This is a genomic window from Chromatiaceae bacterium (genome assembly GCA_016714645.1).
Lineage (GTDB): Bacteria > Pseudomonadota > Gammaproteobacteria > Chromatiales > Chromatiaceae > M0108.
In genome coordinates this window covers 1-10060 of sequence record JADKCI010000009.1, presented here as the reverse complement: position 1 = coordinate 10060, position 10060 = coordinate 1, and the positions used below count along the sequence as shown (strand labels likewise).

General features: G+C 69.3%; 7 protein-coding genes and 6 pseudogenes. 6 read left to right on the top strand and 7 right to left on the bottom strand.

The genetic code is table 11. From position 1 onward, the window contains the following. From IPN92_20870 to IPN92_20850, 5 genes and pseudogenes are all read right to left on the bottom strand, one after another. Positions 1 to 494 (bottom strand): protein-glutamate O-methyltransferase CheR (locus tag IPN92_20870; GenBank protein ID MBK8640596.1); only part of this gene is annotated, 494 nt, incomplete at its 3' end. After that, positions 412 to 795, bottom strand: a complete 384-nt coding sequence (locus IPN92_20865; GenBank protein MBK8640595.1) for a hypothetical protein — start codon at positions 793 to 795, stop codon at positions 412 to 414. The genes IPN92_20870 and IPN92_20865, both read right to left, overlap by 83 nt. After that, positions 792 to 1055: a hypothetical protein gene (locus tag IPN92_20860; GenBank protein ID MBK8640594.1), complete on the bottom strand. Its 264-nt coding sequence runs from the start codon at positions 1053 to 1055 to the stop codon at positions 792 to 794. Before IPN92_20860 ends, IPN92_20865 begins: the two co-directional genes overlap by 4 nt. A gap of 62 nt (positions 1056 to 1117) precedes the next feature. Continuing rightward, positions 1118 to 1381: a hypothetical protein gene (locus tag IPN92_20855; protein ID MBK8640593.1), complete on the bottom strand. Its 264-nt coding sequence runs from the start codon at positions 1379 to 1381 to the stop codon at positions 1118 to 1120. A 508-nt stretch (positions 1382 to 1889) separates the two neighbouring features. Further along, positions 1890 to 3789 (bottom strand): annotated as a pseudogene (locus tag IPN92_20850) (methyl-accepting chemotaxis protein). Between the two features lie 399 nt (positions 3790 to 4188). On the opposite strand from IPN92_20850, the gene IPN92_20845 reads away from it, so the two are divergent. From IPN92_20845 to thiE, 6 genes and pseudogenes are all read left to right on the top strand, one after another. Continuing rightward, the gene (locus tag IPN92_20845; GenBank protein MBK8640592.1) at positions 4189 to 4971 is read left to right on the top strand and encodes a PAS domain-containing protein; all 783 of its coding nucleotides are present in this window, start codon (positions 4189 to 4191) and stop codon (positions 4969 to 4971) included. Further along, positions 4890 to 5273, top strand: a pseudogene (locus IPN92_20840) (diguanylate cyclase). The gene IPN92_20845 and the pseudogene IPN92_20840 overlap by 82 nt, the downstream one beginning before the upstream one ends. Continuing rightward, positions 5215 to 5904, top strand: coding sequence for an EAL domain-containing protein (locus IPN92_20835; protein ID MBK8640591.1), 690 nt, complete (start codon positions 5215 to 5217; stop codon positions 5902 to 5904). The pseudogene IPN92_20840 and the gene IPN92_20835 overlap by 59 nt, the downstream one beginning before the upstream one ends. Before the next feature lie 61 nt (positions 5905 to 5965). After that, a pseudogene (locus tag IPN92_20830) lies at positions 5966 to 6276 on the top strand (EAL domain-containing protein). A 243-nt stretch (positions 6277 to 6519) separates the two neighbouring features. After that, positions 6520 to 7328, top strand: a pseudogene (thiM, locus tag IPN92_20825) (hydroxyethylthiazole kinase). A gap of 4 nt (positions 7329 to 7332) precedes the next feature. Beyond that, positions 7333 to 8009, top strand: a pseudogene (gene thiE / locus IPN92_20820) (thiamine phosphate synthase). A gap of 191 nt (positions 8010 to 8200) precedes the next feature. Here thiE and IPN92_20815 read toward each other — a convergent pair. Next, positions 8201 to 8485, bottom strand: coding sequence for a hypothetical protein (locus IPN92_20815; protein MBK8640590.1), 285 nt, complete (start codon positions 8483 to 8485; stop codon positions 8201 to 8203). 73 nt (positions 8486 to 8558) lie between these two features. After that, positions 8559 to 10005: pseudogene (locus IPN92_20810) on the bottom strand (HlyC/CorC family transporter). Positions 10006 to 10060 lie beyond the last annotated feature (55 nt).

The window sequence follows — 10060 nt, the reverse complement described above, 5'->3', positions numbered from 1 at the left end:
CAGACGCCCCCCTGGTCGCGCAGGGTCAGGAGGCCGTAGTCATTGGCGAGGGTCTCCGCCAGGCCGACGAGCAGATAGCCGGCCGGTTGCAGCAGGTCTCCCAGCCGCCCCATGACGATCTGGCGGGTCGGGGCATCGAAATAAATCGAGAGGTTGCGGTAAAAGATGAGGTCCTGGCCCGCGAGTGCTTCGGGATAGGTGGCGGCGAGCAGGTTGAGTTGCAGGAAGTCCACGCTGCCCGGATGCTGTCCGCCCCAAGCGCCAGTCGCCCTCCGGGTGGCGGTGAACCAGCGGGCCTGGCGCTCCGGGTCCAGGGCGCGAAAGGCGAGGGGGCGATAGCGGCCCCGGCGGGCCGTGGCCAGGGCCTCCCGGTCCAGGTCAGCGCCGGTGATGGCGAAATCGCGGTCGGACTCATTGCCCCAGCGCTCGCGCAGGGCCATGCGGATGGAGTAGGGCTCCTCCCCGGTGGCGCAGCCCACGCAGAGAATGCGCACCGGCCTGCCCGGCGGGCGGGTGCGCAGCAACTTCCGGCGCCAGGTGGTCCGGTGAGCGGTCGCAGGTGCTCGGGCTCGCGGTAAAATAGGTCTCGTTGATGGTCAGGAGGCTGGTCAGGGCGTCCAGTTCCTCCGTGTCCAGGGCCAGCCGCGCCACATAGTCCCGGTTGGCGGTGGCCCCGGTCGCTCTGGTCGCCGCCAGGCGGCGCTCGATGGCCCGCCGCAAGGGCTGCTCCCCCTGGCCCTCGAAGCTCAGGCCCAGACGGCTCTTCACCAGGGCCTTGGTGGCCTGAACGATCATGCCCCGGCCCCGGCCATCTTGACCCGGGGGCTCCCCGCGCCGCCCGCCAGGCGCGTCAGTTCCCCGGCGATGGCTTCCAGGGGCAGCACCCGCTGGACGCCCCCGGCCAGAATCGCCTCCCGGTTCATGCCGAAGACCACCGAGGAGGCTTCGTCCTGGGCGAGGGTGGTCCCGCCGGCCGCGGCGATGCTGGCTATCCCCTGGGCGCCGTCCCGGCCCATGCCGGTGAGGATGACCCCGATGGCCAGCGGGCCCGCCATTGCCACCGAGTTCAGCAGCCGGTCGCAGCTCGGGCGGTAGCGATCGTCCGGCGCGCGGGGGGTCAGTGGACCCGGTCGCCCGGCGCCAGGGTCAGGTGGGACGCGGGATCGGCGAGATAGATATGACCCGGCCGCATGGCCTCGCCGTCGCGGGCCACCGTCACCGTCAGGGGGCAGAGGCCATCGAGCCACTGGGCCATGCCCTGGGCGAAGCCGTCGCTGATGTGCTGGGCGATGAGCACCGGGGCCTGGAGTCCGGCGGGTAGCGCCGGCAGCAGCCGGGCCAGGGCCTGGGGCCCGCCGGTGGAGACGGCGATGGCGATCACCGCGCCGCCGCTGCCCGCTCGCGCCGGCGCTGGGCGTCATCACCGGGGCGGCGGGTCTGGCTTCCGCCAGGCTGCGCAGGTGGCGGATCACCGGCACTCCGGCCAGCATCCGCAGTCGGGCGGTGAAGGCCGGTCCGTCGTCCAGGGTGGGTTTGAAGGTGGCGTCCAGGGCGCCCCGGGCCACGGCCGCCATGGCGTTGGCGGCATCCGCCGCGTCCGAGACCACCAGGATGCGGGTGGGGCACTGGTCCATGATCTCCGCGATGGCCTGCAGGCCATCCATTTCCGGCATCCGCAATCCATGGTCACCAGGTCCGGGCGCAGGGCCTGGGCCAGGCGGACCGCAGCCCGCCCATCCTCGGCCTGGCCGCGACCGTCAGGCGGGGTCCCCCGCGATGAGGGCGCTGATCAGGTCCCGGGCGGTGGGGCTGTCATCCACCACCAGGACCTGGATGGGACCGATGCGGGGGGCCGTCACCGGGACGGGTCCGGCGGCGTCGTCGGCCGTCAGCCGGAAGCGGTCCACCTGGTCCTGGAGGCTGGCGGAACGGCCGGTCATGTCCTGGGTGATGGCGGCGATGCGCCGCACGGATTCGGCGGTGTCGGCGCTGGCGGTGACGATCTCCCGCAGGGCCACCACTACCTGATTGCTGGCGGTGCGCTGCTGCTGGCTGGAGAGGCTGATCTGCTGGGCGGCGCTGGTGGTCTCCTCGGCCCCGTCCACCAGGGCGGTGAGGAAATGCACCACCTGGGTGGACTCGGTCAGGCCCTGCTCGATGCCCGCGGTGCCCTTTTCGGAGGTCACCACCAGGCGGCCGATGGACTCCTGGATCTCCGCCACCTTGCGGGCGATCTCCCCGGTGGACTCGGTGACCGAGTCGGCCAGGCGCCGGATCTCCGCCGCCACCACCGCGAAGCGTTTGCCGGCCTCCCCGGCGGAGGCGGCCTCCAGGGCGGCGTTGAAGGCGATCAGCTTGGTCTGGTCCGCCACCGTGTCGATGATCTCCATGATGCGGGAGATCTCCTTGGACTTGGTGCCCAGTGCCAGGATCTCCCGCAGGGCACTCTGGCTGTCGTCGCGGTTTTCCGCCATGCGGCTCGCCAACTGTTGCATGGCCCCGGCCCCGGTGTGGCTGTCCTCCAGGGTCTGGCGGGCGACCGTCACCACCGATTCCGAATACTCGGCGATCTGGGACGAGGAGGCCGAGAGTTCCTCCATGGTGGAGGTGATCTCCGCCACCGAGGCGGACATCTGGGTCGAGTGGGCGGCCTGACCATCCACCGCCCGGGCGATCTCCTGGGCGGAGCGATGGACGGCGCTGGCGTTGGCCTCCACCTCCGCCACCAGTTGGTGCAGATGCCGCCGCATGGCATCGGCCGCGCGCGCCAGCCCCGCGACCTCGTCCCGCCCGCGCTGGGGATCTCGCGGCTCAGGTCCCCCGCGGCCACCCGCTCCACCCCGGCGGACAGGAGCTGCATGCGCCGGCCCAGGGAGCGGGCCGTGAGTTGGGCGATCAGGAGGCTCAGTAGGAGGGCCAGGCCGCCGATCAGCCAGGACTGGCGGGAGGCGGCGGTCAGGATGGCATCGGCATCGGAATGGTCGGTGGACAACTCGACCACGCCCAACGGCAGGCCGGAGTAGTCCCGCAGCAGGGCCGCGTAGCCCGACAGTGTCCGACCCTGGTACTCGATCTCCGCCAGTTGGGGTTCGCCCGCCAGGGCCGCGCGCAGGCGCGCGGGGTCGAGCAGGGGCGCCTCCCCCACCGTGCTGACGAAGGTATCGAATTTATCGCCGCGCACCAGGTGCAGGCCGGCATCGACCCCGAAGGTGGCCTTGAAGGCCTCGAAGAAGGGTTTGCCGAAGGACATGCCGAATTCCACCACCCCGAGATGCTGGTCCCCCGCGAAGATGGGCACCATGCCCCGGGCACCCAGGCCCGCCGCCGAGACCCTCCAGCCCCGCTGGGGCTGAGGGTGCGGTTGGTGTCCAGGACGGTCTTGCGGATGGTGGACAGATCGTCCCCAAACTTGTCGAGCAAGATGCAGCCGCAGGAAGGAGGTGGCCGGCGGGGTCAGAAACTGGAATTGCACGGCCCCATATTGCTTGGCCAGCACCTGGTAGGCCGGCAGCAGGTTGGCTGGAGCCAGGCCCGGTCCCCCCCGGCGAAGCGCTCCTGGACCTCGGGAATATTGGCCACCAGGGCACTCAGGGCCTCCGCCTGGCGGGTATCCGCGGCGATCGCCGCCTGAAGACTCGCCATGCTCTCGCTCAACCGGGTCCGCTCGGCCGTCCGCATGACCTCCTTGAGGCTCAGCAGGCTGCCATAGCCTTGGGCACCGACCGCCATCAGGATGGCCAGCACCATGCCCAGCATGATGTTGGCCCAGAGGTGCAGGTTCTTAAACATGGCGGTTCCTCTCTAAACAACCCAGCGCCCGGGCTGGGGGCCTTGATGACGATGACCACATCTTAACTGAAACGCCGCTACCGCGGGCAAGCCTGGCGGTCAAAAGGCGTGCCAGCACCTTGCGCCCTCTCAGCCCGGTAAGTTCCTTGACCCGGCGCCGAGTCAGGCGAGATACTCGCCCCAGGTCCTCATGAAGCCGATTCTCCGCCCGCGACTGGTTGCCGTGCCCGATCTCCTCCTCAATGTCGCCACCCTGACCGGACAGATCCTGGTGGTCTTCGCGGTCTACAGCTTCATTGACGGCTATTTTTCCACCACCCATCGGCCCACCATCAATCAGTCCGCCAAGGGCTGCTCTTTGCCCTGGCGGGTCTCTGCAGCCTCTACGCGCCGATTGAATTGTCCGAGGGGGTCATCGCCGACCCGCGCGGAGCCATCCTGGCCTGCGCCACCCTCTTCGGGGGCGGGCTCGTGGGCCTGACCACGGCCCTGGCCATGATGGCCTATCGCCTGGCGCTGGGCGGTGCCGGGCCTGGGCGGGTTCATCGGGCTGGCCGTCGAATTCGCGGTCCTGGCGGCCTTGATCCAGCCGGCCCTGGCCGGTGGTTCCCGCCCCAGTCCTATCGCTTTGCTGCTGGCGGGCGCCCTGGCCATGACGATTCTGGAGCCCTATCCCTGGTGCTGATCCCGCCGCCGGCCCTCGGCCTCCAGTTACTGCGGGAGGCGGGCCCCGCCTTGGGGCTGCTGCAATTCTTCGCGACCCTGATACTCGGCGCCCTGCTCAAGAATGAGTGTGACCGCGGTCGCCTGCTGCGCGACTTGCGCGCCCGGGACGTGGTGTTCGCGAACGCCCAGGAAGGGGTCATGATCACGGACGCCACGGGCCATATCCTGGCGATCAATCGCACCTTCACCGACATCACCGGTTATCCGGAGGGGGAGGTCATTGGCCAGCCCTTCGACAAGCTCGGCAGCGACCGCCAGGAGCCGGCCTTCTATCGCGCCATCTGGCGGGCCATGGCCGAGACCGGCGGTTGGCGCGGCGAGGTCTGGAATCGCCGCCGGGACCACCTCCCCCGGCCCGATGACGGCTATCCCGTCTGGCTGACCCTCAGCCCGGTGCGGGACGCGAGCGGCGATCTGACCCAGTGTGTCGGCGTCTTTACCGACATCACCCCCTGAAAACTACCAGGTCCAGCTCGAGCACCTGGCCCATCACGACCCCTGACCGGCCTGGCGAACCGCCTGCTGCTGAGCGCCCGGCTGGAGCATGCCCTGCAAGCCGCCGAGCGGGAGGCCAAGGTCCTGGCGGTGATCTTCATCGACCTGGATCGCTTCAAGCGGTCAACGACAGCCTGGGCCATGACCTGGGGGACGGCCTGCTGAAGGCCATCGCCGCGCGTTTTCAGACCGTCGTGCGCGAGGATGACACCCTCGCCCGGCTCGGCGGCGATGAGTTCGTGGTGCTGGCGGAGCACCTGCCCTCCTGGGAGGAGCGCCCTCCAGGCCCACCGCCTCATCAAGGCCCTCGCCGCGCCGCTGCGGCTGGGCGCCCACGAGCTTCATGTGTCCGCCAGCATGGGCATCAGCATCTATCCCCGCGATGGCCAAGCGGTCGAGACCCTGCTGCAAAACGCCGATGCCGCCATGTACCGCGCCAAGGACCGGGGCCGCGACAACTACCAGTTCTATTCCGAGGACATGACCACCGCCGCGCTCGAGCGCATCGTGCTGGAGGGACAACTGCGCAAGGCCCTGGAGCTGGACCAGTTGCGGCTTTACTACCAGCCGCAGATCGACCTGCGCACCGGCGGCCTGATCGGCGTCGAGGCCCTGGCCCGCTGGCCTCATCCCGAGGAGGGCCTGATTCCGCCCGCGCGCTTCATCCCCGTGGCCGAGGATACCGGCCTGATCGGCGAGTTGGGCACCTGGGTGCTGCGGGAGGCCTGCCGGCAAGGCGCGCCTGGCTCGACGCCGGCCTGGCCGTGGGCCGGGTGGCGGTCAATGTCTCCGGGCTGCAACCAGCGCGGCGATCTGCTGGCGCGGGTCCGTGAGGCCCCTGGCGGACGCCGGCCTGCCGGCGGCCTGCCTGGGCTGGAGATCGCCAGACGGTGATGATGCAGCAGCATGGCGAGGTCGGCGCGGTGCGCTCAATCGGCTGCGCGAGCGGGGCGTCATGATCAGCATCGATGACTTCGGCACCCGGCTATTCCTCCTGGCCCGTCTCCAGCGCCTGCCCGCGGATAAGCTGAAGATCGATCAGAGCTTCGTGAGCGGCTGCCGGGGGATGATAACGACGCGGCCATTGCCCGCTCCATCATTGCCCTGGGCGCCAAGATGCGCTTCACCATCCTGGCCGAGGGCGTCGAAACCGAGGCCCAGCGCGATTTTCTCCTGGCCGAGGGCTGCGACCAGGCCCAAGGCTACTGGTTTGGCCGCCCGGTCCCCGCCGCGGAACTGACGCCCCGGCTGACGGCTCTGGGGTAAGCCTTCAGACCTCGGTGTGTGGCCCTCGGGAGCGTTCGGCCCCCCTCGGCTGGTGGCCCTGGCTTAAGCTTTGGCCTCCGGCCGCATGGGCTGGGTTGAGTTCGGTAGCCCGCCGCTGCCTTCCTGCTCCTCCCCTCGCGGGGAGGGTTGAGAAAGGGGTCCACAGGCCTAGCCCCCGGCTAAATGCCCAAATGCCACTGCAAGAATTTAACCCACCCGCCCTCAGCAAAAGAGTCACGATTCATGGACATCAGCAACAACCCCATCGATGCCGCGGCCCAGGCGCTCGCGGATCTGCGGCGCCAGCGCCCCCTGGTCCACAACATCACCAACTACGTCGTCATGGACTTTTCCGCCAACGCCCTGCTGGCCATCGGTGCCTCCCCCGTCATGGCCCACGCCGCCGAGGAGGTGCGGGAGATGGTAGGCCTGGCCGGGGCCCTGGTCCTCAATATCGGCACCCTGTCGCGCCCTGGATCGATGCCATGTTCGCCGCCGGTCACGCCGCCCGGGCGCGGGCCTGCCCATCGTCCTGGACCCGGTGGGCGCCGGCGCCACCCGGCTGCGCACCGAGACGGCCTGCTGCTCCTGGAGGAGGTCAAGCCGACCATCATCCGGGGCAACGCCTCCGAGATCCTGTCCCTGGCCGCGGTCGGCGGCGACCAGGGTGTCGATTCCACTCGGGGCGTCGAGGAGGCCCGGGAGGCGGCGATCGCCATCGCGCAAGCCTTCGAGGCTCTGGTGGTGGTCACGGGCCCCGAGGACTTCATCACCGACGGCGAGCGCCGGGCGCGCCTGGCCAACGGCCACCCCCTGATGAGCCGGGTGACGGGCACGGGCTGCGTCTGTTCAGCCCTGGTCGGCGCCTTTGCCGCGGTGCAGCCCGACCCCTTGCTCGCCAGCATCGGCGCCCTGGCAGCCTATGGCATTGCCGGCGAGATGGCGGCGGTGGGGACCCGGGGCCCGGCAGCTTCCGCACTCGCCTGATCGATGCCCTGGACGCGGTAACCCCCGAGCGGGTGAGACAAGACGCCCGCCTGGTCGTCGAATAAGCCCATGGCGCGGACCATCGACTATAGCCTCTACCTGGTGACCGATCGCGCCGCCGCCCGGGGACGGGGGCTGGCCGGGATCGTCCGCGCCGCCGTCCAGGGTGGCGTCAGCGTCGTCCAGTTGCGCGACAAGGATGTCAGCATCCGCGACAGCCTTCGGCTGGCGCTGGAGTTGCAGGCTCTGCTGGAGCCGCTGGGGGTGCCGCTCATCGTCAATGACCGCATCGACCTGGCTTTGGCCTGTGGCGCGGCGGGGGGTCCATCTGGGCCAGGACGATCTGCCCTGCGATCTGGCCCGGCGGCTGGTGGGGGATGAGCTGATCATCGGCGTCTCGGTCAGCACGCCGGAGGAGGCCCGGCGCGCCACGGGTGAGGGGGCGGATTATCTGGGCGTGAGCCCCGTCTTCGACACCCCGACCAAGCGGGATACCCCGACGGCCACCGGCCTGGCGGGACTGGCGGCGATCCGGGGCCGTCACCCACCTGCCCCTGATCGCCATCGGCGGCCTCAGCGTGGGCAATGCGGGGTCGGTCATGGCGGCCGGCGCCGATGGCATCGCCGTCGTCTCCGCCCTCATGGCCGCCGCGGACCCGGCGGCGGCGGCGCGCGCCCTGCGGCTGGCCATCGCCCGGGGCCGCGACCGCCTCACCCCATCCCGTCGCGCGGGGCGCGTGCCTTAGACGATCCTAGCGGGGGGGTAGCACCTTCCCCGCGCGGGGGCTTCCGGCCAGACTTCCTTCGGATCGCGGCCGGACTCCCTCCCCGCGGGGGAGGGCCGGGGAGGCAGGCGACCGCGACAACTAACGTTGATTCGGCACATAGACATAGGCGGGCGCGTACCTTGGCGCCGACGATGACGAATTTCTGGGATTCATAGTAACCGCCCAGATTGACGGTTTGACCGGCCGGTAGGTGCCAACCCGGATCTGATTACCGGTGACTTCGTAGCTGCCCTGGCCGGGGGCATGACCAGCTGACCTCGCAGGGCCGTGACACAGGTGCCGGTGTCGCCGGGCTTGAGGGTGATGGCGATGGCGCCGGTGGGAAAGTCGGCCGAGGAGGCGCAGCCGCCCAGCGCCAGCGCGACCAGCAGGCTGGTGATGGCACCGGCGCCGGCAGGGGTGGCCCGTCCGGGATATGACACAGAATTTGTCATCTTTTCGATCTCCGCATGTCGAGTGAGGGCCGCCTGGGGCCGAGCACGAATCAGTATAGCCAAAAGGCATCGGTTATCGGTTGCCCGGGCCGGGTGGTGGCTGGCGGCGTGCGGGGGGCGCCGTGAATACATCCCTGTAGGCTTGGCGACAGCATCCCTGCTGTCGACACCCCCGCCCACCCGGCCCTCCCGCTGAGGAGCGGCGGGACTGGCGGTGTGCGGGCGCTAAGGGGCGGGGGCTATCGCGGGTGACCAGGACCTGGTCAATGCGGAAATTGTCCAGGTCCACCACCTCGAACTTGTAGCCGGCATAGATGACGGCATCGGTGCGGCGGGGCACCTTACGCAGGCTGTACATGAGGAAGCCGGCGATGGTCTCGTAGTTCTCGAAACCCTCGAACTCGGGGATCAGCAGCGCCGCCATCACGTCCTCGATGGGCGTGGCGCCGTCGATCAGCCAGGACTGGTCGTCGCGGCGCACGATCATCTCTTCCAGGAAGGGGCTGGCGAGTTCCCCCATCACGGTACTCATCACGTCCTGGAGGGTCAGCAGGCCGACGATCAGGGCGTATTCATTGACGATGAGGGCAAAGTCCTCCTTGGCGTCACGGAAATGCTCCAGGGCCTCGATCAGGGTCAGGGAGTCGGGCAATACCAGTAGGGTGCGCACCATGGGCTCGATGCGCATTGACAGGGGTTTGCCGTCCATGAGGCGCGCCAGGATGTCCCGCCAGGCGACGTAGCCCACCACGCTGTCGATGGTATCCCGGCAGAGGGGGAATTTGCCGTGGGGGGTGGTGGCAATCTTGGCGCGGATGCTCTCCTCCGACTCGGACAGGGTCAGGAAGACGATGCTGTCCCGCGCCGTCATCGCCGAGGGCACGATGCGGGTATCGAGCTCGAACACCTTGCTGATCATCTGCTGTTCCTGGCGCAACAGCGCCCCCGCCTGGGCGCCGGCGTCCGCCATGGCGACGATCTCCGCCGCCGAAAAGTCCTCGGCGCGGCTGGTAGGGAGCTGTAGCCAGCGCAACAAGCAGTTCGCCAGGCCATCGAACAGCCACACCAGGGGCGATGTGAGCCAGATAAAGAAGCGCATGGGCCGCACGATCGCCATGGCCACGGGCTCGGGCCGGACCATGGCCAGGCGCCGGGGCAGCAGGTCCGCCGAACAGCACGAAGAGGGAGGTGACGAAGATGAAGGCGATCACAAAGCCGATGGTATCGAGATACGGGCCGTCGTAGAGGGGTCGCAGGGCCGCGACCACATAGGGCGACAGGGTCTGCTCGCCGACGATGCCGCCCAGGATGGCGATGGCGTTGAGGCCGATCTGGATGGCGGTAAAGAAATGGCCGGGATGTTCCTGGAGCGCCAGCACCAGCCTCGCGCTCTCCTGGCCCGCGTCCGCCAGCAGGCGCAGCTTGATCTTGCGCGAGGCCGCCAGCGAGATCTCGGACAGGGAAAAGAGGGCGCTGGCCGCGATCAGCAGGGCTATTAACAGGAGTTGGTTGAGAAGCAAAGGGGAGATCCTCGCGGATGGAGACGGACGGTTGGCAAGTGGCGGCCTTGTTCCG